Origin of the sequence: Novosphingobium umbonatum (genome assembly GCF_004005905.1) — a bacterium.
GTDB lineage: Bacteria > Pseudomonadota > Alphaproteobacteria > Sphingomonadales > Sphingomonadaceae > Novosphingobium > Novosphingobium umbonatum.
The window spans coordinates 266,892-292,850 of the sequence record NZ_SACO01000003.1; the positions used below are offsets into that span (position 1 = coordinate 266,892).

The following is a 25,959-nucleotide window of genomic DNA, read 5'->3' on the forward strand; positions in this document are numbered from 1 at the left end:
GTTCGGGAGGCCGAGCATGTACCAGTCAAAAATCGTTGCTCAGGCGGGGACCGAAGGGTCCTCCGCCCCGAGCGGGCACGACCCCGCCCTGCCCCAGCAATTCACGATCTTCACCGTACAGGGCGAAACTTTCGCGGTCAGCCTGACCGAGGTGAAGGAAATCATCCGTATGCCAGAGGTGGTGCGCGTGCCATTGGCCCCGCCCAGTCTGGAAGGCTTGACCAATCTGCGCGGCACTGTGCTGCCCATCGTCAACACCCGCGCCTTGTTTGGCAGCGAGCGTGTGGCCGCCGATGATGCCACCCGTGTGGTGGTGCTGGACCAGGGCCATCCCATCGGCATCGTGGTGGACCGTGTGGTCAGCGTGGTGACCATCGACCCTGAAAGGATCGAATCCGCGCATGGGGTGGAAACCACCCTGTCATCGGAATTGCTGCGCGGCGTGATCAAGGATCAGGGCGATCTGGGTCTGGTGATGATCCTGGAAGCGGCGCGTCTGATCGAGCAGGAATTTGCCCTGCTGGCTTTGGCGCAGGGCAGCCATGCCAATCTGTTTGCCGACAGCACCAGCGCCATGGCCAACCTTCGCGCCGCCGACGCTTCTCAGGACGAAATCCAGCTGGTCAGTTTCGAAGTGGCGGGTCAGGAATATGCCCTGCCGATCCACAGCGTGCGCGAAATCGTGCAATTGCCCGAAAATGTGACCAAGGTTCCTAAGGCCGCTCCCAGCGTGATGGGGGTGATCTCCCTGCGCGACAGGCTGCTGCCGGTGGTGTCCTTGCGCCGCCTGTTCGGACTGCCCAGCGCCGAACGCGCCGATCACAACCGCGTTGCCGTGGTATCGGTCAACAATGGCGCCTTGATCGTTGGCGTGGTGCTGGATCGGGTAAATGAAGTGCTGCGCGTGCGGCGCGGGGCGATTGACTCCATGCCCGCCATGCTGGCCGCGCAGGACGATCTGGCCGAGATCAGCTCCATCTGCCGGTTGGACAATGGCAAAAGGCTGGTTTCCATCCTTTCGGCCGAGGCGATGTTCGATCGTCCGGCCATCACCAGCGCTCTGGAAGGCGCGCTGGAAGCGGCAGGAGCGGATATGGCGGTGCAGAACCAGGTTGAAACGCGCAGCGTGGGCAGCGCGCATCACGAGGAAGAGCAATTCGTGGTCTTCCGCCTGATGGACGAGGAATTCGGGGTGGAAATCGCCTCGGTGCAGGAAATCGTCCGCGTGCCCTCGGAACTGGCCAAAGTGCCCAAGACCGAGAATTTCATCCGCGGGGTGATGAACCTGCGCGGATCGGTAATCCCTCTGATCGATCAACGCGCCCGCTTTGGCCTGCCCGCCATCGAGGCCAATGATCGCCAGCGGATCGTGGTCTTCACTTTGGGCGGGGTACAGACCGGCTTCATCGTGGATTCGGTCTCTGAAGTGATGCGTATCCGCCGCGACCGGATCAAACCCGCACCCGATCTGTCGGAGAACCAGCGGCGCGTCATCCGCCGCGTGGCCAATCTGCCCGAAGCCAAGCGGATGATCCTGTTGCTGGATGCAGACCGCCTGCTGGATGCCGGCCAGATGGCCGAGGTGGTGCAGGCGGCTGCCTGACCCGACCTTAACCATAGGAAGGATGAAAGGCGAATAATATGAAAGCGTTGGTTGTCGACGATTCCGCCCTGATGCGGCGCCAGATCGGCGAGATCCTGACCCGTGGCGGTTTCGATGTCACCACAGCCCGCACCGGCGCCGAGGCGCTGTTGCGGATTGCGGAAGACAAGCCCGATGTGGTGACGCTGGATATCAACATGCCGGAAATGGACGGTTTGACCTGTCTGAGCCGGATCATGTCCGAAACGCCCCTGCCGGTGGTGATGATATCATCGCTGACCGAGCAGGGCGCTTTGGCCACTTTGGAAGCGATTGCGCTGGGCGCGGTGGATTATGTCCACAAGCCCGAGGGCACCGTGTCGGTGGCCATCAAGGAGCAGGAAGATCTGATCATCGGCAAGGTGAAAGCCGCCGCCGGTGCCCGCATCCGCCGCTCCACCGGCTTGCGCGAAAGGATGGCCGCCAAGCGCGAAACCATCATGCGCAAGACCTATATCCCGCGCGCCCGCAACAGCGGTTATGGTTCGGGTAACGAGGCCTTGACCTTGATCGGCGCCTCGACCGGCGGTCCGGCCGTGCTGGAAGAAATCCTCAGCAGCCTGACCGCCGATTATCCGATGCCGGTTTTGGTGTGCCAGCATATGCCCGCCACCGTGACCCGCCATTTTTCGGAAAGGCTCAACAATTACTGCGCCATGCCGGTGGTGGAACTGCGCCGTCAAACGGTGCTGGAACCCTCCACCATTTATGTGGCGCGGGGCGATGCAGACATGGTGGTGATGGAACGCAATGGCGAGTTGATGGCCACCATCGCCCCTTCGGACAAGCGTTACAACTGGCATCCCAGCGTCAGCCGCATGGTGTCCACCGCGATGGACACGGTAACTGCGGACTCGCTTATTGGCGTGCTTTTAACCGGCATGGGCGACGATGGCGCGGCCGAACTGGCCAAGCTTCATCGCGCCGGTGGCTATGTCTTTGCCGAGAGTGAAGAGAGCTGTGTGGTTTACGGGATGCCGCGCAGCCTGGTGGAAAGCGGATGCGTGAATGAAGTGATCACCGCCTCGCAAATCGCCGCAAGGCTGGAGCGGGTGGCCAATACACGGATGCATGCAATCAAAACGGCCATGAAGGCCTGAGCGGGGGAATGCAGCAATGGGCCTGTTGAAGACCAGCCAAAAAGCGCAGGAAGATCCGACACAGGCCGCAGGCGCCATGCCGCTGCCCGAACTGGACGATGCCGACCCGATGCAGCGCCGCCGCGCGGTGCGGATGCGGGCCAATGAACCCGATGCCGTGGCCGCTCTGGTGGGCCTGTTGGCCAGGGAAGAGGATAATCTGGTGCGCCAGACTGCCTTCCTTGAACTGGCCGCGCTCAACAGCGACGAAGCCGCGCTGGGCGTGTCGGAATTGCTGTCGGCCGCCGATCCGGCCCTGCGTAATGGCGCGTTGGAAGCTTTGAGCACCATGCCCGAGCATGCGGTGCGCCTGCTGGAACCTCTGGGTTACTGCCCCGACCCCGATGTGCGCATCTTTGCCGTGCTGCTGGCCAATGAATTGCATGTGGAATCCACCAGCGACTGGCTGATGGCCTTGGCCGAGCGGGAGGATGACGCCAATGTCTGTTCCAATCTGGCCGAAGCTTTGGGCGGGACGGGGCGACAGGATGTGCTGCCGATCCTGCAATCCATCATCGACAAATTCCCGCAAGAACCCTTCCTAGCCTTCGCCGCGGAAACGGCGATGCAGCGTATCCGCGAGGGATAAGAGGATGGGACAAGCCACCTCGGCCCAACAGGTGCCACGCATCTCGGTCGAAGACATCACGGCATTTTGCGACTTCTTTTACAAGAAGACCGGCATCAGCATGGATGCAAGCCGCCGCTATTTCATCGACCGGCGGCTGGAAGAACGCATGCTGGCCAATGAATGCAAAACCTTCCGCGAATATCTCAGCCTTGTGAAGTTCCAGGCGGGCGGCGCGGAGATGCAGGCCCTCATCAACGAGATGACGGTCAACGAAACCTATTTCTTCCGCGAGGATTACCAGTTCACCTGCCTGACCCGCAGGATGCTGGACGAGATCGCGGATAACAAGGACCCGCGCCGCGACCGTATCCGCATCTGGTCCATCCCCTGCTCTACGGGGGAGGAGCCCTATACGATCGCCATTTCCATTCTGGAAAACTGGAAGCGGGCATCCGAATTCGACATAGAAATTCTCGCCTCGGACATTGATACGCGCGTGATCGCCAAGGCGCAGCAGGGCATCTATCAGGCCCGCGCGCTGCATCGCGTGCCCACCAATATCCGCGAAACCTATTTCCAGCAGATCGACAGGGACAATTGGCAGGTCATCAAGGATCTGCGCGAATCCATCGATTTCAGCATCGTGAATGTCACCAATCCGGCCCATATGGCCCGTTTGCGCAACATTGACGTGATCTTCTGCCGCAATCTGCTGATCTATTTCGACGATATCTCGCGCCGCCGCGCGGCCGAGCATTTCTTCGACGCGCTCAACCCGGGCGGCTTTGTCTGCCTTGGCCATTCGGAGAGTATGAGCCGGATTTCGAACATATTCCTGCCCCGCAAGTTTCCCGAGGCGCTGGTTCACCAGCGCCCAATGAAGTGAACGCCGCCATGAACCAGCACACTTCCATTCCCGTGCCGATCGACCCGCCCGTCAGGGTGTTGATTGTGGACGACACGCTGACCGTGCGGCTTTACTGCTCGCAAATCCTCAAACGCGCCGGTTTTCTGGTGAGCGAGGCCATCAACGGGCTGGAGGGGCTGGAGGCGGCCCTGAAGGAAAGTTTTGACCTGTTTGTGGTCGATATCAACATGCAGAAAATGGACGGCTACGCCTTCCTTGCCGAAGCGCGCCGCCATCCCGATCTGCGCCATGTGCCCGCCGTGATGATGAGCACCGAACAGGGGCAGGAAGATATCCAGCGCGCCTATCTGGCCGGTGCCAATTTCTATCTCACCAAGCCTGTGGACCCGAGCCGTTTCCTGTCCACCGTCCAACTGATGACAGGTGTGCCATGCCCCTGAGGTCCAAAAACACCCAGCAGGACGCCCCTGCAAACCCCGTTTTCAGCGCTCAGGAATTGAGCGAACTGGCCGAAAGCTTTGTGCGCGAGGCGCGCGATTTGCTGGAGGAAGCCAATTCGGCCCTGCTGGAGCTGGAACGCCATCCCCAATCGCCCGAGGCGATCAATGCCCTGTTCCGTTGCGTCCATTCGATCAAGGGGGCGGCGGGGCTGTTTGACCTGCCCGCGCTGACGCATCTGGTGCATGCAGGTGAAGACCTGTTGGGCGCGATGCGCGATGGCCGTCTGGAGATGGATGGCACCACCGCCGATGAATTGCTGGCCGGATTGGACCATGTCGGCAATTGGCTGTCCGACTTTGCCGCCAACGGGGCCGAGCAAGAGGGCTGTATGGAGGTGGCTCGCCGCTACGCCACTGCCTATCGCGCAAGGCTGGACGGCCAAAGCGCGGGCGCCGATACCGGCGCAGAGACTGTAGCCGCAGATATGTTGCCCGAATGGGCCATCACCCATCGCGATGCGCTGTTGCTGGCGCTGGGCAATGTCAATCCCGTGTTGCTGTCCTATGTGCCCGATGAAGGCTGCTTCTTTGCCGGTGAGGATCCCTTGCGCATGGTGCTGGGCACGCCGGGCATGGTGTGGATGGACATCAAGCCGCGCGCCGATTGGGGGCCGAAGAACCAGTTCGATCCCTATGCCTGCAATCTGGAATTCCTGATCGCCTCTACCGCCCCGCGCCTGGAGGTCGAACATCACTTCCGCTATGTCGATGATTGCATCACGCTCTGCGCGCCCGATCTGGACCAGTTGATCGAGGCTGGGCCGCCGCTGGCGGAAAAGCTGACCCCGATCGGCCGTGAATTGCTGGAGGCGCAGCAGCGCGCTTTGGCCATTCCAGGCCGTCATGGGCAGGTGGTGGACATTGAAAATGTGCTGCGCCACCTCTGCCGCTCTTTGGGCTTGCCTTCCCCCTTGCCCGATGGCGGTGCGACGCCCGAAACCTTGTCCAACGCTTTGGCCAGCCTGTTGCAACAGGACGACCCGGCGCAGGACGATCGCGCCGGAGCCTCGACTAATGGTCTGCCGGATAATATCCTCGACCGTCCCGTCGAACGCAGCGAAACCGTGGTGGACCGTACCCTGCGCGTGGAGCAGGGCAAGGTCGATGCCATGATGAATCTGGTGGGCGAATTGGTGGTGGCCAAAAACGCCCTGCCTTTCCTGGCCCGCGATGCCGAGGTCCGTTTCGGCAGTCGTGAACTGGCGCGCGAGATCAAGGACAAATATTCGGTCATCGACCGCATCACCCGCCAGATGCAAAGCGCGGTGATGGACATTCGCATGATGCCGGTGTCCGAATTGTTCAAACGCTTCCCGCGTCTGGTGCGCGATATCGCGCGCAAGCAGAACAAGAAGGTCGATCTGGTCATCGAAGGCGAGACCACCGAGGCGGACAAGAACATTATCGAGGCGCTGGCCGACCCTCTGACGCATATTCTGCGCAACAGTTTGGACCATGGGATCTGCCCGCCCGAAATTCGGGTCACCACCAACAAGCCCCCCGTGGCCACCATTCGCCTGTCTGCCAAGCAGGAAGGCGACAGTGTCATCATCAGCGTCAGCGATGATGGACGCGGCATCGACCCTGAACGCGTCCGCGCCAAGGCGGTGGAGCGCGGCCTGCTGGATGCCGAAAGAGCGGCGCAATTGACCAGCGAACAAGCCGTGCAGCTGGTGTTTCTGCCCGGATTTTCGACCGCCGAACAAGTGTCGGACCTGTCCGGCCGCGGGGTCGGCATGGATGCGGTGCGTTCGGCGGTGGAGCGTTTGGGCGGCGCGGTCACGCTGGAATCCAGACTGGGCGAAGGCACCACCATTCGCATGAAGCTGCCCCTGTCCATGGCGGTGACGCGCGTGTTGACGGTCGATCTGGCCGGACAGCTCTATGGCGTGCCGATGGAACTGGTGGTGGAAACGGTGCGGATCGAACCTGCCAATATCCGCCGTATGAAATCCAGCGAGGCCGTCGTTCTGCGCGATCAGGTGATCCCCATCACCCGCCTGCGCAATCTGTTGGGCATGGAACCGCGTCCCGCCGCACTGGAATCGGTGCTGATCCTGCGCATCGGTTCGGTGTTGGTCGGTCTGGTGATCGACGATTTCGGGACCGGCATGGATATAATCCTTAAACCCTTTGCCGGTATTCTCGCGAATCTGGGAGGGTTCTCCGGAACCGCTGTTTTGGGCGATGGCCGCGTGTTGCTGGTCTTGAACCTGAAGGAGATCCTGTGATGCCTATTGCTTATCAGGATAGTGTGGCCAGCTTTGACGGTGATGTGACCGTGGAGGAAGCTGGTGAATTCGTCGAATGGCTGCTGGCCGAAGATGCGCGTCAGGTTGACCTGACGCCATGCACCGGCCTGCATAGCGCTTTGCTGCAGAGCCTGATGGCCTTGCAGCCGCGATTGGTGGCCTTGCCGCAGGATCAGCAACTGGCCCGCTGGCTCGCCCCCTTTGTGCCCCGCCCGCAGGGTCTGGCCCTGGTGGCTGTTCCCGAAGCGCCGGAGATCGCCGAGCCCACCGCCGAAGCCACCGACGAGGCCGAGACCGTTCTGCCCCCGCTACGCAGCGGGCAGCCGAAGAAAAAGACCACCGCCCGCCGTTCACGCAACTCTGCCAAGCATGACGGAACCACGGAAACTGTGGCCAAGGAACCTGTAGAATGACCAAGACCATCATGCTTGTCGACGATTCGCCCACCATTCTGATGAGCATGGGCGCCATTCTGGGGCGGGCCGGATATAATGTCGCCAAAGCCGCCAGCGGCGAGGAAGCCTTGCGCGAATTGCAGGGCGGGCAAAAACCCGCGCTGATCATCACCGATCTCAACATGGGGTCCATGAACGGGATCGAACTGATCCGCCGCTTGCGCCAGACGCCCACCACCCGCTTTACCCCGATCATCATGCTGACCACGGAAAGCGCGATGGACAAAAGGCAGGAAGCGCGCAGCGCGGGAGCAACCGGCTGGATCGTCAAACCTGTGCAACCGACCGACTTGTTGGCCGTGGTCAAGCAGATGGTGCCGGGAGCCTGATACCTATGGGATGGCTTTCGCGCCTCGTTAATGGCTGGTGGCGACAACAGGGGCCGCAAGGGGATGACACCCCCGAACCGGAACCTGTGGTCATGATCGTCGCTCCGCCAGAGCCAGACAATCTGGTGGAACTCAATCCACCCGGCGGCCGCATCCACCGCATCCATCCCGCCACCATGGCCTTGGTGGAGGAGATGAGCAGCTATGCCGAATTTGTGGAAGTGATGCAGCGCCATCTGCACAATGTCTGCAACGAAACGCAGGATGCCGCCGAGAATATTCTGGGTCAGGCGCTGGACGTGGAAGGCAGCGTGTCCGACCTGGTGCGCCATGTCAGCACCACGATGCAGTCGGACCAGTTCGTCGAGGCGGCAGAAACTCTGCAAATCAGCGTGGATGCGGGGCGCGGCATCATTTCCGACCTTATTCACCAGCATCACACAACCCAGCGCGAAATCCGTGACAGCATTTCGACCATGCATATGCTGTCCGACAAGATGAAGAGCCATCTGCGCGAAATCGAGGACATCCGCCGCTATACCGACCTGTTGGCCATCAATGCCCGCATCCGCATTGCAGGGCTTGGCAGCAACACCGGTTTGGAAGTGATTGCCGAGGAAATCCGCGAATTGTCCTCCAACACCGGTGCGCTGGCGCAAAACCTGCGCTCGGAACTGGGCGAGATGGACCGCCTGATCAGCGAGGACCTGCTGGCCCGCGTCACCGGTCAGGAATTGGCCGATGAAGCCCGTGCACGCGATTTGCAGGACAGTTTTGAATCTTTGTCCAACCATATGTCGATGCTAAGCCGGATGCAGGAAGAACTGCTGACCGAGGTGCATTTGCGTGGTGAAGCGGTGCGCGATCCGCTCAATACGCTCTGCGGTTCGATCCAGTTTCAGGATGTCGCCCGTCAGCAACTGGAACAGGTCGGGCGTGCGCTCAACATGATCTCGGATCATTTCGTCGCGCTGTCCAATGCGATCATCCATGACGATGCTCCGCCAGACAGTTCGATTGCGACCTGCCTGAGCAATATTCTGGAGAATTATGTGATGGAGCAGCAACGCGCCGCCCATGTCGGCGGTGCCTCGGCAGCTGCACCACGCATCGAATTGTTCTAACCCCGCAAAGCCTCCTGCAAGCCGTCCCGTTTGAGCCCGCCAGACATCTGGTCGGGCTTTTGCGCGTTTGGCGTCTGCCCGATGGTGCCAAGCAGGACCAAAACAATACCTACAAGAATATCCGTATGCCCTAAAGGGCAATTTGCGGCACAGCCATTCCACCCAAAAACGTGTTTTACAATAATACACCATTTAAATGCATGACCGTGTGGACACATCCACCCCAATTACGTCAATTTTCAAAAATACAAATCACACAAAGAACTAGAAATCGGAAAAATCTTAACCCGATTCGTTAGAACCCGTTTCCTCACCCCAAGCTATAAGCGGCTCACCAAAGAGGCGCCGATCACAGTGCCCGAACGGAAGGGATCCATTACGATGAGCAAAAAAATCCTGATCGTCGATGACTCGCCAACGATGATCATGAGTGTCCGCGCCTCGCTTGAAATGAACGGGTTCAAGGTGGAATCGGCACAAAACGGCCGCAAAGCTCTGGATACCCTCAAAGGGGGCTATAAGCCCGACCTGATCATTACCGATGTGAACATGCCCGACATGGGCGGCTTTGAACTGATCAAGCAGGCCCGCGCCATGCCCAGCTGCCGCTTCACCCCGATCCTGACGCTGACCACGGAAAGCGACAAGGCCAAGCGCGAGGAAAGCCGCAAGCTCGGCGCAACCGGTTGGCTGGTAAAGCCCATCCCCGGCCCTGATCTGGTCAATGTGGTGCGCCAAATCCTGCCTGCGTAACAGGCGTTGAGGGGGCACCAGCCCCCTCACCCTCCTGCCGTTAATCCAACCCCATCAAGCCCCCCGCGAAACCCGTTGGAACGCCGCCATGCGGTTGGTGTCTCTCCGGTTTCCTTTACGAAAAAACGGGTGAAGTAAGAGGCTTCGGAAAAGCCCAATTCATCCGAAATCTGCGCCACGGGCAAAGCGGTATAGGCCAGATAGCGCCGCGCTTCTGCCAAGAGCCTTTCATGCAGGATGGCCAAGGGCGACAGGCCCGCCATTTCGCCACAGGCCAGCCGCAATTGCGCCACGCTCACCCCCAGCAATTGCGCCATATCCGCCACCGACGGTTGATCGCGAAAACGGGTTTCCAGCAAGGCGCGGTAACGCTCCACCAGATCGGCCCGCCCATGGCCGGGCGCGGTCGGAGGCGCCGCCATCGGCCAATGGCGAAACAGGATCAGCATCACCGCCAGCAAGTGGATCTCCGATGCGATGGCCGAGCCGACCTGCTCGCCCCGCAATTCCTGCTCCAGCTTGGCGATCTCCGGCTCCAGCTTGGCCAACACCGCCAAATCCAGATCGAACACCCCCGCCGTCTGCAACACCATGCGCAAGGCCGGTGCCCGCTCCAGCAGATCGTCGAGGAAATGGTTCTCTATGGTCAGCACCCAGCCCTGCGTATCCAGATCATAGCGAAAGCCATGGATACGGTGGGGCGGCACCATCATCACGCTGCCCGGCCGGAACGACTGCTCGACGCCTTCGACATGCATTTCGCCCGCGCCATGGGTGACAATCATGATCTGCGCGAAACGGGGATGGACATGCGGCTTGATCACCCAACCACGATCGCGGCAACGCCGGTCCAGCGCCTCCAGATTGACGAACCAGTCCGGCCGATTGCCCGCATCGCCATAGAGCACATAGCGCGGCACGCCCACTTTGCTCAAACTGCCCGGCGCGGCGCGATTTAGCGAAATGTCCTGCTGAATGTCACTTTCCTTCATGGTCGCTGCCTAAGCATTTGGCCATAGATGCGCAACCGGCAAGACCGGAAGTTGCGCCAAGGGCGGCATGGATCGCGCCCCGACAACTTCCCCACGACATTGCCCCCCTTCGAGGCCCACCCCTTGGAGGAGCTTGCCCCTGTGCGAGGATCAGGAAAGGCCATGCCCCCGTTGCGCCCATCCGCCATGCCTTGCCCGTCCGCCCACGCGCGCCCGATGCATGGCTTGCACCCCTGCATGGCGCATATTTCGAGGTTATTTCATGGCCCGCCCCATCGTCATTTTTCAGCCAGCCGGTGACACGGCCTAACCGGACGGCGGCAATCCAGACCTCACGCTCCCTCGCTGGACAGGCATGTTCTGTCCGCCCCCACAACCAATCATAAAACAAGAGGAATACCATGGAAGACCCACGCGCCATCATCGCGCGCGAACCGATGCATTTCCGGCAAAAGCTGGCTATCGGCATCGCTACCGCGCTTAACGCTCTGGACGGCTTTGACGTCTTGTCGATCAGCTTCGCCTCGCCCGGCATTGCCAAGGACTGGCATGTGACCAAGCAGGCCTTGGGCGTGGTCCTGTCGATGGAATTGATCGGCATGGGCGTGGGCGCCTTTTTGCTGGGGATGCTGGCGGATCGCATTGGCCGCCGCCCCACCATCCTTGGCTGTCTGGTGGTGATGGCCAGCGGGATGTTCCTCGCCTCCACGGCGCAGGATGTGACGCAACTGTCGCTGTTTCGCCTTTATACCGGCCTTGGCATTGGCGGCATGTTGGCCGCGACCAACGCGATTGTCGCCGAATGCTCCAATGCCCAGCGCCGCAATCTGGCCGTGGCGATCATGGTCGGCGGCTATCCCATCGGCGCGGTGATCGGCGGTTTCATCGCCTCCAGCCTGTTGGCCGCCACTGGCCATTGGCAATCGGTGTTTGAATTTGGCGCAATGATGACCGCCTGCTTCCTGCCGATCGTGTGGTTCTTTGTACCCGAAACCGTGGCTTTCCTGCTGATCAAACAGCCCAAGGGCGCGCTGGACAAGATCAACCGCACGCTGACCCGTCAGGGCCGCGCAGCACTGGACGTTTTGCCTGCGATCGAAAAAACGGAGAAGAAGGGCGTTGCGCTGGCCCAGTTGTTCGCCCCCGGTATTGCGCTGGTCAGCGTCACGCTGATCTTTGCCTATTTCGCGCATATGATGACCTTCTACTTCCTGATGAAGTGGATCCCCAAGATCGTGGTCGACATGGGCTTCCCGCCTGCAGCGGCTGGCGGCGTGCTGGTCTGGGCCAATGTGGGCGGCGCGACGGGCGCGATCACCCTTTCGCTGCTGACCCAGCGCATGGGCGTTCGTCCTCTGGTGGTCGCCCTTATGCTGGGCGGCGCGGTGGCGGTGTTCGGCTTTGGTCAGGGTATCACCACGATTGCCCTGCTCTCGGCGGTGGCCTGTCTGGGTGGCTTCTTCACCAATGGCGCGACTGCTGGCCTTTATGCCGTGATCGCCCAATCCTATCCGGCCAGCCTGCGCGCAGGCGGCACGGGTCTGGTCATCGGTATTGGCCGTGCAGGCGCCGCGCTGGGCCCGATTGTGGCGGGCGCGCTGTTTGATGCCCATTGGTCGCTGGGCCATGTCGCGGCGATCATGGCCAGCGGCACGTTGCTGGGCGGCCTTGTGCTGGCTTCCTTGCGTTACCGCGAATCTGAACTGGCCTAAAGCCACTTCCACCACCCTCTCTCACAGGCGGGGCGGCTCTGAAACAATAGCCGCCCCAACTCCGGTGTCCTCACCGCCGGAGAAGGATTTTTGCACCCATGAAACAGCTTCTCTTGTCATCCCTCCCGCTGTTGCTGGCCCCTGCCATGGCCCATGCTGCGCCTGATGCTGCGCCTCAAACCACCGCAGCATCGCCCTCACCCTTAGCCGCCAAACCCAAATCCGCGCCCAAGCCCGCCGAACTCATCCCCGGTGGCCGCAAAGGTCCCGAAGGCGTGCCGCAGAACATGCGCTGGGCCGATGACTGGGGGCAAAAGCCCAAGGCGCAGGCGCCGTTTCTGGACCGCATCAAACATATCGACCTGACCGACCGCGATGATGTCTATCTCTCGCTGGGCGGCGGTTTGCGCGTCTATTACACCGACTGGAGCCATTCCACGCTGGGCCAAAAAGCCAATGACGCCAATGCTCCGGTGCAAAGCCGCGCCCGCCTCTATGCCGACCTGCACGCCACGCAATATCTGCGCGCCTATGTCGAATTGGGCGACAACCGCGAATATGGCGAAAAGCTGGTCACCGGCCCCAACAATGACCGGTTCGACGTGCAGCAAGCCTTTGTCGATCTGACGCTGCCTTTGGGTGACAAGGGCCAGATCACCTTGCGCCCCGGCCGTTATGAAATGCCCTTGGGCAATGGCAAATTGGTGGGCGTGCGCGAAGGGCTGAACATGCGCTTCAGCTATCAGGGTTTGCAGGCGAGCTATATCCTGCCCGGCAAGCTGGCCGTCCAGGCCTTCTCGGTCCGTCCGGTCAACATCAAGACCGGCAGCTTTGACGATGGCCCCAACCACAATGCCAGCTTTATGGGCGTCTATGCCAGCGCGCCTTCGGCTCTCAATGCCATCACGGCGGGCCTGAGCGCCGATCTCTACTTCTACGAAATGAACAAGGCCAGCGTGACCACCCGCGAAGGCAGCGGCATTGACCACCGCCAGAACTGGGGTGTGCGCCTGTGGAAGAAGGGCAAGCATGTCGATCTGGATCTGGAAACCGACCTGCAACGCGGCCATTATCGTGGCGAGCCGATCCATGCCTATGCGGTGATGTTCGAAGGCGGCTATACGCTGGCGCAGCAGCCATGGAGCCCCCGCCTTGGCCTGCGCGCCGATGTCTTCAGCGGCGATGGCAATCTGACCGATGGCCGCGCGGAAACCTTTGTGGCGGCGGCCCCTCGCCTGCCTTTGACCAGCGAGGCGGCTTTCTTCAACCTGTCCAATCTGGTGGACATCTATCCCAGCCTGACGGTGAAGCCACGCAAGGATGTGTCGATCATGGCAGGCCCCGATTTCCTGCGCCGCCAGACATCGGCCGATGGCGTCTATATCGGTCCGGCGGGCGCTTCGCTCAAACCCTATGCGGGCAGCCTGAGCATTGGCACCAGCTATAATCTGGAAGCCAGTTGGCAGGCCACGCGCCGCCTGCAATTCAAACTGTATGAAACCTATCTGGCCGCCAGCGATGGTCTGAAGGCCGATGGCGGGCGCAATGGCAATTACTTTGGCCTGATGGCTGACTGGAAATTGTAAAAGCCGATGAAGGGGAGCGCGACACTCCCCTTTTTCCTATCCGGTGGCGCCCAGCCCCAAGGGCGCACCATCGGCTTCCAAAGGCTGCGGGCGACCATAGAGATAACCCTGACCCTCGGCACAGCCCTCGCTCAGCAGCAATTCCAATTGCTCGGGGGTTTCGACCCCTTCGGCCAGCACCGGTATCTTCAGGCTGCGCCCCAAGGCCAGCACCGCGCGCAAAATGGCCGCGGCCTGCGGGCTGGTGGAGGATTGCATCAGGAAGGATTTATCGATCTTGATCTTGTCAAACGGGAAGGAATGCAAAGTATCGAGCGAGGAATAGCCCGTTCCGAAATCATCCATGGCGATGGAAATGCCCAAGGCCTTGATCTGACGCAGCATATGCAAGGCCTGTAGCTTGTCGGAAATGATCGCGCTTTCGGTAATCTCCAATTCCAAACGTTTGGGCGGCAGACCGCTTTCCAGCAGGATTTCGGTGATGCGGCGCACCAGATCAGGCTGTTGCAACTGCACCGGCGACAGGTTGACCGCCACCTTCAAACCATTGTCCCACTGCGCCGCCGCCATGGCCGCCTCGCGCAAGACCCATTCGCCAATCGCCAGAATGTCGCCGGTTTCCTCGGCAATGGGGATGAAGTCCATCGGGCTGATCATGCCGCGCGTGCCATGCACCCATCGCACCAGCACCTCATAACCGACAAGCTCGCCAGTCTGCACGGCATGTTGCGGTTGATAGAGCAGGCGCAGTTCCTGCCGCTCCACCGCATAGCGCAGATCGGCGGCGATCTGGCGGCGGGTGCGGACGGCCTCGTCCATCTCGGACTGGTAATAGCAAATCATCTCGCCAAAACTGGCCTTGGCGCGCTGCACCGCCAGATCGGCATTGACCAGCAAGGTCTCGCGGTCTGGCCCATCGGCGGGGGACAGGGCCACCCCGAATTTGGCGTTGACGCCCACGCTCTCCTCGCCTTCGAAACAGGACTGAAGGCGGGTGAGGAAATCGCTCAATTGCTGGTCATTTTCCAGAATGCGCCCAGCGGCAAATTCATCGCCGCCCAGACGCGCCACCCATTCCCCCTCACCACAAGCGGCCTGCAATCGGGCCGCAATGGCGCGCAGGGCCTGATCGCCACCGGCATAGCCATGCACATCATTGACCGTTCTGAACTGTTCCAGATCCATCGCCACCATGGCAAAGCGCAGACCATGGCGGGCGGCCTGCTCCAATTCCACCGCGCACCATTCGCCAAAATGCGCGCGATTGGGCAGGCCTGTCAAAGGATCATGCCGCGCCATATGGGCCAGACGGGCCTCTGTGCGGCGGCTTTCGGTAATATCCTCAAAGGTGGAAACCCATCCGCCCTCGGCCAAAGGCCTGCTGATCACGGACAGCACGAAATCCTCGCGGCAGGCCAGCACGCCCGGTTCGGCAGTATAGGCCACCAGCGCCATTTCCAATTGGGCGCGCAATTCGCCATCGCCCTTGGCCAGAACCGACAACACCTCGCCCAGCGTCATGCCCGCCGTGATGGCATCGGGTTCGACGCCCCACAATTGGCTGAGACGGCGGTTGCACAGCACCAGACGCTCGTCGGCGTCAAACAGGGCAAGGCCTTGGTGCATATTGTCCAGCGCCATATCCAATTGGCCCTTCATCGCCGCCAACTGGTCCTGATCCTGTTTGAAACGGGTCATGTCGCGGGTGATCTTGGCAAAGCCGATGAACTGGCCTTCCTCGTCCACGATCTTTTCGATGGTCACATGCGCCCAAAAGGTCGTGCCATCCTTGCGGCAACGATAACCCTCGCCGGTGAACTTGCCCTCATCATGGGCAATGGCCAAGGCCCGCTGCGGAGCGCCACGCGCGCGATCCTCCATGGTGTAGAAACGCGCCAGAGGCTCGCCCACCACTTCCTCGGCGGTGTAGCCCTTCAACCTTTGTGCGCCTGCATTCCAATTGGCCACCTTGCCCTGCGGGGTCAGCATATAGAGCGCGCAGTCCGAAATACCTTTGACCAGAATGGAAAAGTCCCGCTCGCGGGCCTGTAATCGCGCCCACATCCGGCGGCTGACCATCATGGCCACCGCGCAAAGCGTCAATTGCAATCCCGTGGCCAGCCCCACCACCGCGGACATGACCGCCGGTGCCAGCACCAGACCTTGCGCCTGTGCCATGCGGGAAGGCACCAGTTCCATCGCCGTCATGCCGGTGAAATGCAGCAAGACCACGCCCAGCGTCAGCCAACCGGCGGCCTGCCACAAGGGGCGATCGGACAGCACGACCTGAAAAGCGGGATAGAGCGGCACCACAGAGGCAACCAGCGAAGCCAAGACATAGGCCTCGTTCCAGCGGATGCTGGCGGGCATTTCCAAGGCGCTCATGCCCAGATAATGCATGGCCGCCACCGATCCACCCACCACCATCGCGCCCAAAGTGCAGGCTGCCTGCCTCGTGCCTTTCCACCCCACGCCAAGCCCCAAGGCCAGCGCAAAGCCCAGCACGATCCCGCCCATCACCAAGGCCAGCGACAAAAGCGTAGGCCAGACCAGATAGGACACCGGCACGCCCGGCAAATAGCCGAGCATGGCCACGAAATGGGTGGACCACACGCCAAAGCCGGTGGACAGACCCGCCGCCACCATCCAATGCAACGCCCGCCGTTCATGCGCGCGGCGCAGCATGGATGTGCCGCTGATGGCGGTGGCCAGACAGATCGCTGCCGCCATTGCCACCAGCCAAGGCTGGTGTTGATAGGCAATGCAAGTAAGTAGTGAGGGCATGGATTGTCCTGAGCGATCTTAAGATTGCCTATCCTTAAGCCCTCAGGGTAAAGCGCGGGGGAACACCCGATAGGTATCCCCCGCAGGGTTCACGGTCAGCCTTTGGCTACGCCGTGATAACGTTCCAGCCAATGGGCATAGGGGGTGGGCAGAACCCAGTCAGGCTTGGCCACACCCAGCTTCTGCGCCAGCACATAGGGGTAATGCGGGTTGGCCAGAAAGGCCCGACCGATCATCACCACATCCATCTGCCCCTCGGCGATGGCGCGTTCGGCATCATCGGGCGCATCAAAGCCCCATGCCGTTGCCACCGGAATGCCCGCCTCTTCGCGCACGCGCTTGGCATAGGGGCCCATGAAGGCAGGTCCCCAAGGCACTTGCGCATCGGGCGTGGAAAAGCCGATCGAGACGCTGAGGAAATCCAGCCCACCTTCGCGCATCTGGCGGGTCAGGCCGATGGCTTCAGCCAGGGTTTCCTCGTCGCGGCCATCAAATTCCAGCACGCCGAACCGAGCGGTCAAAGGCAGGCGCTCGGGCCAGACTTCGCGCACCGCCGCCAAAGTTTCCTGCAAGAAGCGCCCGCGCCCCGCCGCATCGCCACCATAGGCATCGCTGCGCTGGTTGGCGTGGATGGAGAAAAAGCTCTGCGCCAGATAGCCATGGGCGAAATGCAGTTCCAGCCATTCAAAACCAGCCTCCAGAGCGCGACGGGCGGCGGCCACAAAGTCGGCCTTGACGCGGGCAATATCCTCCAAGGTCATTTCGCGCGGCACACGCGACAGACCGCCACCAAAGGCGATGGGCGAAGGCGAGATGATTTCCCAATAGCGCGGGTCATCCAAGGCAATATGGTCGTCGCCTCCCCATGGACAATTGGCATTGGCCTTGCGACCGGCATGGGCCAACTGGATGCCCGCCACCGCGCCGCCCGCCTTGATCGCAGCGGCCACTTTGGCCATGCCCGTGATATGGGCATCGCTCCACAGGCCGGTGCAATCGGGGCTGATCCGGCCATCAGGCGAAACGCCGGTCGCCTCGACAATCACCAACCCTGCGCCGCCGCGTGCCATGCCGGCGTAATGCGTTTCGTGCCAATCGGTGACGAAGCCATCCTTGGCGCTATATTGGCACATGGGCGGCACCGCTATGCGGTTGCGCAGGGTGATGTCTTTCAATTTGTAAGGGGTGAACAGCGCAGACATGGGAATTTCCTTTATCAAGCGGGGATAGCGCGGTTTTCTTGGGCGGCGGCGATCATGCCTTTGATCCAGTCTTGATGACCATTGATCATCGGATCAGGGCGGGCGCTGGCAAGGGCTTTGGCGGGCGCACCATTCTGGGTTTCCTGCGTCAGGATGCGCAACCGTCCGCCCTGCAAATCCTCGACCAGCCATGCGTGATGCACGTCCAGCCTCTCCGCACCCTCGCCGCACCAGCCATGCCATGCCACGCGCCCGACAACCCCGCGGGCAGGGGCGACATATTCGGTCACTTGCGCCTCGACACCAAAGCCAAAGGTGCGGAAGAAGAAACGGGCACCTTCGCTGAGCACCGGCCCTGTGCCATCATGGAAAGCGATATCGGCGCAATTGTCGTAATAGGTCGGCCAAGCCTTGGTGTTGGCCAGATAGGGCCAGACCTGCTGCGCCGTCAGTCCGGCGACGATCATTTCATTGGAGGCAAAATTATCGGAAAAGCCGGGAAGATAGCCCTCCGGCCATTGGATTGCATGCATGATAAACCTGTCCTTGTGGCCGCGCGCCGATGCGCCAGCGCTTGCCATCGGGATATGGGATGGGGCATGACATAATTCCAATCACGCCATGCGATAAAGCCCATCATGACAGATGATATCAGAAGCCTCGACCTCAACCTGCTCAAAGCGCTGGACGCTTTGCTGGTCGAACGCAATGTCACCCGCGCCGCCAAACGTCTGGGCCTGACGCAACCGGCGGTGAGCGGGATGCTGGCCCGCCTGCGCGAAGCCTTTGACGATCCCCTGTTCAGCCGCGCCAGCCATGGCATTGTCCCCACCCCGCGCGCGCTGGCTCTGGCCGAACCCTTGCGGGCGATTATGGGCGGTGTCGAAGGGCTGATCCAGCCTGCCAGCTTTGATCCGGCCACCGTGCAGGCCACATTGTCCATTGCCGCCACCGATTATGCGCAACAGGTCTTGCTGGTGCCCCTGCTGGCCGTGCTGCGCCGGCAAGCGCCGGGCATACGCGTGGCGGTGCGTTCGGTGCCCGACGGACAATTGATGGCCGCCTTTGAACAGGGCGAGATCGACCTTGCCCTGTTAACCCCCGACAGCGCCCCGCCCAGCCTGCATGCCCGCCGCCTGTATGACGAGACCTATGTGCTGGCCATGCGCGAAGGCCATCCCGCCGCCGAGGGCGCGATGGACCTCGACCGCTTTTGTGCGCTGGAACACGGGCTGGTGTCGCTGCGGGGTGATCCCTTTGCCGGTATTGTGGATGACGCCTTGGCCGAGATGGGGCGGCATAGGCGCGTGATGCTGTCCTCCGCCTGCTTCCTTGTTCTGGCCGAAGTGTTGCGGCGGTCGGATATGGTGGCGGCGGTCCCTGCACGCCTGCTCGATTGCGCGCATGGGTTGGTTCGCCGCCCCCTGCCGTTACAGGTTGAAGGCTTCACCAAAATCGCCGTGTGGCACGAACGCAGCCACCGCGACCCGATGCACCGCTGGCTGCGCGGCTTGCTGCGGGACCTGTGTCAAGGCTGAGCGTCGATCAAATCGGCCAGATTGAGGATCGAGCACGTCTTGCCCTCCTGCGTCAGGATGGTCGCGCCGGGCAGGCCTGATGGGGCAAAGCGCCCTGCCGATCCCGCGCCCGCCTGCGCCAGTTCGCGCGGGACCACGCGCTCCACCGCCGACAGGGCATCGATCATAAAGCCCATCCGCCGCCCCTCGCTGCTGGCCAACAGGATGAACGGGCCGTGGCGGGTGGAACCCACACCCAAACGGCTGCCCAGATCCACCAGCGGCACCGCCGCCCCGCGATGCGGCATCAGGCCGATCACACAGCCCGCCTCGCCCGCCAAAGGGATGCGTTCCACCAGCGAGGCGGTCAGCACTTCATCCACCTCTTCCAAGGGCACGGCATGGGCACCCTCACCCAATGTGATGATCAGATAGGCTTTGCGCCCTTGCCCGATCGCTTCGGCGGCCGCGCTGACACGGTTGCCTTCCTCCAGTCGCGCCAGATTTTGCAAGGTCGCGTCTGCCGCCAGCTTTGCCGGGTCCAGCATCAGGATCGTCTGATCCCCCGGATAGGCCCCGCCCAGCAGGCCGCGCTGACCAATGGTCATGCCTTGCAGGGTCAACCAATCCTCGCGGCGGATGCGGGCCATGTCGTGCACGCGGTCAATCCGCAGCGCGATCAAGCCACCATCCTCCAACCGCAAGACCACGCTGGCCATTTCACGTGCCGGCGCCATCTGGTCAAAGCCCAAGAGGTTGAGCGTATCCACCACCGGCAAGCGCCGCCCGTTATGGTTGATCAACCCGATCCACAGACTGTCATCCACCGGACTGGGCGTGGCCACCACCTGCGGGACGGAGGCATCGATCACCTTGGCCGCCAGCCCGAAACGGTATGGCCCGATGCTGAAGATCAACGTGGGTTCCCCGCCCGCGCTATGGGCCGCCGCCGACACCAAACGATCCTCGGCCAGAGCCAGACCGGGCAGGCCAACAAAGGCCTGCGCATCCAGCACCACCCCGCTATGCCCATTAAGCGTAAAGCCCGCGCGGATCACTTGTCCCACGGCGGCCATGCCATCGCCACTGACATGGCTCATCGGCGTCATGCGTTGATGGCCAAGGTCCACCACGCCGCAAATTTCATCAATACCGACGCCGAACACACCGTCACTGGTGCGCAAAACCATGATAATGTCAGGGTGCTGCCCGACTTCGCCATCGGCCTGCATACCCATCAGCATGGTCAGATCCAGCACCGGCACAATCGCCCCGCGCAAATCCATGGCCCCTTGCAGGGCGGGCATAGTGCGCGGCGTGGCCCGCAACCGGTCTGGATGGGGTACCACTTCGCGGATCTGGGCGATGGGGAAGGCAATCTCCATCGCCCCCACACGCACCAGCCCGTGCAGATCGTCCTGCGCCGCATTACCCGCCATGGCGGCGGCCAGATCGGGCATCAACACCGGCGCGTTCATCGGCCCTACCCTTTAATGCGCGTGTTTCGTGCCGCCGGTTACATCGGACAGCCGGTGGATTAAGGTCACCACCTCGGCCGAGACAGCATCCTGCGCCTTGGCACTCTCGGTAATATCCTCGATCGCCCGCGCGGTTTTGTTGACCGAATCCACAATGCCGACAAAGGCGTTGCTGGCATCATGCGACCTTTCAGTGCCCTGCCCGATGCGGCTGATCGATTGTTCGATCAATCGGCTGATATCGCGCGCGGCGGTGGAGGAACGCTCCGCCAGTTTGCGCACCTCGCCCGCCACCACGCTAAAGCCCACACCATGTTCGCCCGCACGCGCGGCCTCGATTTCGGCGTTGAAGGCCAGCAAGTTGGTCTGCCCCGCGATCTCGCTGATGATGCCCACCATTTCGGCAATGCCCGCCGCCGAGGTCTGGATCAGTTCAATCGCCTCGATCGCCTTGCCCAAAGCCTCGCGCCCTGTCTCGGCGCTCAGGCGCGTGTCTTGCGACAGGCCGCCAGCCGATTGGGTCGCATCGTTGATCGATGTGATCGAACTCGACAGGCGTTCCACCAGACTATCCAGATCATGCGCCCTTGCGCTGATCTCGCGCTCCATCTTCACCTGATCGGTGATGTCGAAAGCATATTTGATGATGCGGACCGGCTCGCCCTGAAGGTTGAAGATGGGATTATAGGTCGCCTGAATCCACACATCGCGGTCATATTTGCCCACGCGGTGGAACCGGCCCGAATGCTGCTCGCCACGGTTCAGCTTGAGCCAGAAATCGGCATATTCGCTGGTGCGGATATAATCGGGCGAACAGAACATCGAATGATGCTGCCCCACCAGTTCGCGCAAGGAATAGCCCATGGCGCGCAGGAAATTCTCGTTGGCCGACAGCACATTGCCATCCATGTCAAATTCAATGACCGCCAAGGCGCGGCCAATCGCATTGACCTTGGCCTCATATTCAGACGCCTTCAGCTTTTCCTGCGTGATATCAACCGCGATCATGCTGATCTTGACCGGTGTACCATCCGCACCAAGCAGGGGGTTGTAGGTGGCCTGCACCCAAAACTCCTCACCGCCTTTTTTCATGCGCTTGAATTCGCTGGAAATATGTTCACCCCGCACCAAACGCTCCCACAGGATATTATGGGCGTCGGAGTTGATATATTCCTTGTCGCAGAAAAATTTGTGACTGCGACCCTGCATTTCATCCCAGCGATAGCCAGTGAGATTCAGGAAATTCTCGTTGGCAAAAATAATGTTGCCCTGCACATCAAACTCGACCACCGCCTGGCTACGGTTAATCGCCGAAATCTTGCTTTGCTGCTCCAGATTGCGTTCATGGCTTTCGGAGATGTCATGCGCGAATTTGACAATCTTGATCGGCTTACCTTCCAGATCCAGCACCGGATTATAGGTGGCACGGATCCAGACATCGCGACCGCCCTTGCCCTTGCGGCGGAAAATACCGGAATAATATTCCCCGCGCGATAGCTTGTGCCAGAATTCGGTATATTCCGCCGATGCCGCATAGCCCGCATCGCAGAACATCGAGTGTGACTTGCCCACGACTTCCGACCGATCATATCCCACAGCGGACAGGAAATTATCGTTGGCGCAAAGCACCGTGCCATTGAGATCAAATTCCACCACGGCCTGGCTGCGATCAATCGCCGACAGTTTGCTATCGGCCTCCATCGCATGGCGGCGCTGTTCGGTAACATCCATCGCCACTTTGAGAATTTTATAAGGCTGGCCGTCGGCATCCAGAATGGGATTATAGCTGGCCTGAATCCACACTTCACGCTTGTCTTGCGTCAGGCGCTTATACTCGCCCTGATCAAACTCGCCGCTGCCCAGCTTTTTCCAGAACTGGCGATAGGCGGGGCTGGACACATAATCCTTGTCGCAGAAAATGCGATGATGGGCGCCGCGGACATGATCGAGCGTATAACCCATGAGAGACAGGAAATTTTCATTGGCGTGTAAAATGCGCCCTTCCAGATCGAACTCGATCAGGGCAAAGGCGCGATCGATGGCGGAAAGGCGGCTCTGGCTGTCGGCGGCAGCTTCCTTTTCACCGGTAACGTCAAAGGCATAGGACAAGACCGAAACAAGGTTATCTCCGTCCATCGTGGGAACGAAAACCTCGCGCAGCCAATTAAACTTGCCCGATGCATTCCGGTGCTTGCGAACCAGCATGTGATGCTCGCCACGGCGGAAACGCTGCCAATAGGCATCGGGATCGGCGGGCCTTTCTCGGGCAGGCCACAAGTCGGTGAATTGCTGCCCCACCAGAGCATCGCGTTCGTGTCCGACCAGATCAAAGAAGCGGTCATTGCCCGCCAACACGCGCCCGTCCGCCGAATATTGGCAAATGGCCAGCGCATTGTTGATCGCCTCGAACCGGTGAAGCAGCAGGGGAATGTCGCCCTCACCCGTGCAGGTGGTCACGCCCATGAAATAGACCGGCCCGCTGCGTCCTTCTCCCGCAACCGCCACGCCGCTGATGCCCAGATAGGTGCCATTGGGCTGGTTCAAACCGCCCGATACAGGCACCACTTCGCCCACCAGCGCTTTCAGCCATTCCGCCTCGGCATGCATGAAAATGCGGTCAAAGCTGGGGCTGTGCCCTTCGGCATCCTTGCCCGCCGCCAGCAATTGCGTGGCCGCGCCATTAGCCTCCATCAAAGCGCCGCTCTTGCGGTCGAACGTCATAACCAATGTAGCATCAGCCAGCAGCGCGCTAGCCTGTCCAACCAGATCGAATTGCGGAGGCAGAGCCGTCATTTCTCACTCCCGTGGAAATCCGGCGCAATCCCCTTTGCCGGACTCATCTATTGGGAGTGAGTGTTAACCGCCAAGCTCTTAGCGTGCTGTTTTGGCTGCTTAGGTAAACACGCAGATAGGCGCGCTTGACCTGCGCAAACCATGGCACCACAGCCAATGCAATGCTTTGCCGGTTTATGCCGCCGCAACGTGATGGCTACAGCGGCATTAACCATAGGGTTTAACCGGCTTTATTCCACGATAGGGATCAACACCGCACTGGGTTTGCCCCCGCCGCGCTGGATGCTTTGGGTGGCCACTTTGTAATCGGCAGGCTTGGCGTTGAAAATATTGGGGACGAAGCTTTGCGGGTTGCGGTCATAAAGCGGGAACAGGCTGGACTGTACCTGCACCATGATCCGATGGCCGGGCAGCACCACATGGTCGATATTGGGCAGATCAAAGCGGAACTCCTCCACCTTGCCCGGCTTCAAGGCCTCGGGCTTGGCAAAGGAATGGACGTAGCGGCCACGGAAAATCTCGATGCCCAAGGGCAGCTGGAAACCGGGGTTGGCGGGCTTGGAACCCTGACTGCCATTTTCGGGCGTATCATTGGGCGCCACGTCAATCAGCTTCACCACCCAGTCGCTATCCGTCCCGCTGGTGGCGGCAAACAGATCGACGCTGGGCGCGCCCATGATATGCACCGGCTTGTCCAAAGGCGCAGTTTGATAGGTCAAAACATCGGGACGCCCTTCGGCAAAGCGCTGGTCGGTCACCAGCCATGTCGTCCATTGCGCGCGATTGCCCATATTGGTCGGGCGCGGGGCATAGGGCACCGGATGGGCCGGATCGGACACATAATCATCATGCCCCGCCTGCTTGGGCGCGCTGAAGCTGGCGGTGAAGTTTTCGCCCAGATAGAGCGGGGTCAGCTTGCCCATCGGCCATTTGGGCGACACATCCCAGCGCTGCGCCCCCGTGTCATAGGTCAGCACCGGCGGCGTATGCGGATCGGCCGCGCCCTTCAGGTGATGATCGAAAAAGGGCTTGAGCCATTTGACGCGGAACTCGCGCGCGGTGTCGCCCGCAAAGGTCAAAGGCCCCAGATCATAGCCATAATGGTTGACCCCCGAATGCCGCCATGGCCCGATCACCAGCGACACCATCGTATTGTCTTTGTCCTTGGGCTCCAACGCGCGATAGGCCGCTGGCGCGCCATAGGAATCCTCCTGATCCCATTGGCCAACCACCAGCATGGTCGGCACAGTCAGCGGGCGTTCGGCCAGCCATTTGTCCACCGCCTGCCCTGACCAGAAATCAGTATAGGCGGGGTTCTCCATCAGCTTGCGCACGAAGGGCACCTGATCCACGCCCCATTTGCGCGCGAAATCACCCGCTGATCCCGCTTCCAGATAGGCGGTGTAATCATCGCCCGCCCCGCGCGGAATATCCGCGCCTGCGTCCGCCTTGCCGGTACTCTGGCCCAGCGCATAGTCAAAGCTGTTCTGGCGGAAGGCGCCATAGTGGAACCAGTCATCCCCCATCCAGCCATCGACCATCGGGCTCTGCGGCACTGCAGCTTTCAAAGCCGGATGCGGGTTGATGATCGCGGCCAGCGAGGTGAAGCCCAGATAGGAACTGCCGATGATCCCCACCTTGCCATTGCTCTCGGGCAGGTTTTTCACCAGCCAGTCGATCGTGTCATAGGCATCGGTCGATTCATCAATGCCGGTGTTGTTGAGCGGGCCGACGATGGGGCGGTTCATCACCAACTGCCCCTCGCTGCGATGCAGCCCGCGAATGTCCTGATAGACGCGGATATATCCGTCCTCGACAAATTCCACATCCATCGCGGGCACGATCTCGCGCAGGCGCTGGCTCTTGGTGCGGGTCACATCGCCATGGGCATTATAGGGTGTGCGCGACAGCAGGATCGGCGCATTCTTCGTGCCCTTTTTCATCACGATGGCGGTGTAGAGCTTCGTCCCGTCGCGCATGGGCACCATGATCTCGCGGCGGATGAAGTCGGCCTCGGGGCGGACCTCGTCATATTTGTCCACCACATCGGGGGTCATCGGGGTGACGGGCGCAGTTTGCGCGCAAAGCGGCTGGGCGAGCAGAGCCGCGGTAAGGGCCGTGGCGGCAAGCAGGGGGAAACGGGGCATGAAAATTACGCTCCCTTGGAATCAATGGATGGCTTGTTGTAATCGCGCCGCGCGCCTTTGCCAGTGTCTTTGTCAAAATCAGGCCTGCCCGATTTACGCCTTTCTGCCCTCTTGC

20 protein-coding genes are annotated in these 25,959 nt (G+C 61.0%); 13 read left to right on the forward strand and 7 right to left on the reverse strand.

The window, feature by feature from the left end; all coding sequences use genetic code 11:
• The first annotated feature begins 16 nt into the window (after positions 1 to 16).
• The 10 genes from EOE18_RS05715 (at position 17) to EOE18_RS05760 (ending at position 9,633) form a co-directional block, all read left to right on the forward strand.
• Positions 17 to 1,603, forward strand: coding sequence for a chemotaxis protein CheW (locus EOE18_RS05715; RefSeq protein WP_127707107.1), 1,587 nt, complete (start codon positions 17 to 19; stop codon positions 1,601 to 1,603).
• 38 nt (positions 1,604 to 1,641) lie between these two features.
• Entirely contained in the window at positions 1,642 to 2,742 is a 1,101-nt protein-coding gene (gene cheB, locus EOE18_RS05720; protein WP_127707109.1) for a chemotaxis-specific protein-glutamate methyltransferase CheB, read from the forward strand.
• 25 nt (positions 2,743 to 2,767) lie between these two features.
• Entirely contained in the window at positions 2,768 to 3,370 is a 603-nt protein-coding gene (locus EOE18_RS05725) for a HEAT repeat domain-containing protein (protein WP_164852669.1), read from the forward strand.
• A gap of 4 nt (positions 3,371 to 3,374) precedes the next feature.
• A complete protein-coding gene (locus EOE18_RS05730; protein ID WP_127707113.1) occupies positions 3,375 to 4,238 on the forward strand; it encodes a CheR family methyltransferase in 864 nt (287 codons plus the stop codon).
• Between the two features lie 8 nt (positions 4,239 to 4,246).
• Complete coding sequence (locus tag EOE18_RS05735) at positions 4,247 to 4,660, forward strand: response regulator (RefSeq protein ID WP_127707115.1); 414 nt, start codon at positions 4,247 to 4,249, stop codon at positions 4,658 to 4,660.
• Positions 4,651 to 6,951 carry a chemotaxis protein CheA gene (locus tag EOE18_RS05740; protein WP_127707117.1) on the forward strand — a complete coding sequence of 767 codons (2,301 nt, stop codon included), beginning with the start codon at positions 4,651 to 4,653 and terminating at the stop codon, positions 6,949 to 6,951. Before EOE18_RS05735 ends, EOE18_RS05740 begins: the two co-directional genes overlap by 10 nt.
• Complete coding sequence (locus EOE18_RS18610) at positions 6,951 to 7,385, forward strand: hypothetical protein (RefSeq protein ID WP_181953016.1); 435 nt, start codon at positions 6,951 to 6,953, stop codon at positions 7,383 to 7,385. Before EOE18_RS05740 ends, EOE18_RS18610 begins: the two co-directional genes overlap by 1 nt.
• Positions 7,382 to 7,756, forward strand: a complete 375-nt coding sequence (locus EOE18_RS05750; protein ID WP_127707119.1) for a response regulator — start codon at positions 7,382 to 7,384, stop codon at positions 7,754 to 7,756. The genes EOE18_RS18610 and EOE18_RS05750 overlap by 4 nt, the downstream gene beginning before the upstream one ends.
• A gap of 5 nt (positions 7,757 to 7,761) precedes the next feature.
• A complete protein-coding gene (locus EOE18_RS05755) occupies positions 7,762 to 8,880 on the forward strand; it encodes a methyl-accepting chemotaxis protein (RefSeq protein WP_127707121.1) in 1,119 nt (372 codons plus the stop codon).
• Between the two features lie 381 nt (positions 8,881 to 9,261).
• Positions 9,262 to 9,633, forward strand: coding sequence for a response regulator (locus tag EOE18_RS05760; protein WP_127707123.1), 372 nt, complete (start codon positions 9,262 to 9,264; stop codon positions 9,631 to 9,633).
• A 26-nt stretch (positions 9,634 to 9,659) separates the two neighbouring features.
• Here the strand turns inward: EOE18_RS05760 and EOE18_RS05765 are convergent, their stop codons facing one another.
• Positions 9,660 to 10,625, reverse strand: a complete 966-nt coding sequence (locus EOE18_RS05765; RefSeq protein ID WP_127707125.1) for a helix-turn-helix domain-containing protein — start codon at positions 10,623 to 10,625, stop codon at positions 9,660 to 9,662.
• Between the two features lie 401 nt (positions 10,626 to 11,026).
• Between EOE18_RS05765 and EOE18_RS05770 the strand changes: the two genes are divergently transcribed.
• Positions 11,027 to 12,337 (forward strand): MFS transporter, encoded by a 1,311-nt coding sequence (locus EOE18_RS05770; RefSeq protein ID WP_127707127.1) that lies wholly within the window; start codon positions 11,027 to 11,029, stop codon positions 12,335 to 12,337.
• A gap of 98 nt (positions 12,338 to 12,435) precedes the next feature.
• Complete coding sequence (locus tag EOE18_RS05775) at positions 12,436 to 13,923, forward strand: alginate export family protein (RefSeq protein ID WP_127707129.1); 1,488 nt, start codon at positions 12,436 to 12,438, stop codon at positions 13,921 to 13,923.
• Between the two features lie 36 nt (positions 13,924 to 13,959).
• Here the strand turns inward: EOE18_RS05775 and EOE18_RS05780 are convergent, their stop codons facing one another.
• The 3 genes from EOE18_RS05780 to EOE18_RS05790 all read right to left on the reverse strand — a co-directional run bounded on the left by EOE18_RS05780 (position 13,960) and on the right by EOE18_RS05790 (position 18,442).
• Entirely contained in the window at positions 13,960 to 16,707 is a 2,748-nt protein-coding gene (locus tag EOE18_RS05780) for a bifunctional diguanylate cyclase/phosphodiesterase (RefSeq protein WP_127707131.1), read from the reverse strand.
• Positions 16,708 to 16,802: 95 nt separating this feature from the next.
• On the reverse strand, positions 16,803 to 17,909 hold the full coding sequence (locus EOE18_RS05785) for an NADH:flavin oxidoreductase/NADH oxidase (RefSeq protein ID WP_127707133.1): 1,107 nt from the start codon (positions 17,907 to 17,909) through the stop codon (positions 16,803 to 16,805).
• A gap of 14 nt (positions 17,910 to 17,923) precedes the next feature.
• Positions 17,924 to 18,442: an SRPBCC family protein gene (locus EOE18_RS05790; protein WP_127707135.1), complete on the reverse strand. Its 519-nt coding sequence runs from the start codon at positions 18,440 to 18,442 to the stop codon at positions 17,924 to 17,926.
• A gap of 105 nt (positions 18,443 to 18,547) precedes the next feature.
• Between EOE18_RS05790 and EOE18_RS05795 the strand changes: the two genes are divergently transcribed.
• Positions 18,548 to 19,447: a LysR family transcriptional regulator gene (locus EOE18_RS05795; protein WP_127707137.1), complete on the forward strand. Its 900-nt coding sequence runs from the start codon at positions 18,548 to 18,550 to the stop codon at positions 19,445 to 19,447.
• Here EOE18_RS05795 and EOE18_RS05800 read toward each other — a convergent pair.
• The 3 genes from EOE18_RS05800 to EOE18_RS05810 all read right to left on the reverse strand — a co-directional run bounded on the left by EOE18_RS05800 (position 19,438) and on the right by EOE18_RS05810 (position 25,844).
• Positions 19,438 to 20,904, reverse strand: a complete 1,467-nt coding sequence (locus EOE18_RS05800) for a chemotaxis protein CheW (protein WP_127707139.1) — start codon at positions 20,902 to 20,904, stop codon at positions 19,438 to 19,440. The genes EOE18_RS05795 and EOE18_RS05800 overlap by 10 nt on opposite strands.
• Before the next feature lie 12 nt (positions 20,905 to 20,916).
• On the reverse strand, positions 20,917 to 23,697 hold the full coding sequence (locus EOE18_RS05805) for a methyl-accepting chemotaxis protein (RefSeq protein WP_220445973.1): 2,781 nt from the start codon (positions 23,695 to 23,697) through the stop codon (positions 20,917 to 20,919).
• A 230-nt stretch (positions 23,698 to 23,927) separates the two neighbouring features.
• Complete coding sequence (locus EOE18_RS05810; RefSeq protein WP_127707141.1) at positions 23,928 to 25,844, reverse strand: CocE/NonD family hydrolase; 1,917 nt, start codon at positions 25,842 to 25,844, stop codon at positions 23,928 to 23,930.
• Positions 25,845 to 25,959 lie beyond the last annotated feature (115 nt).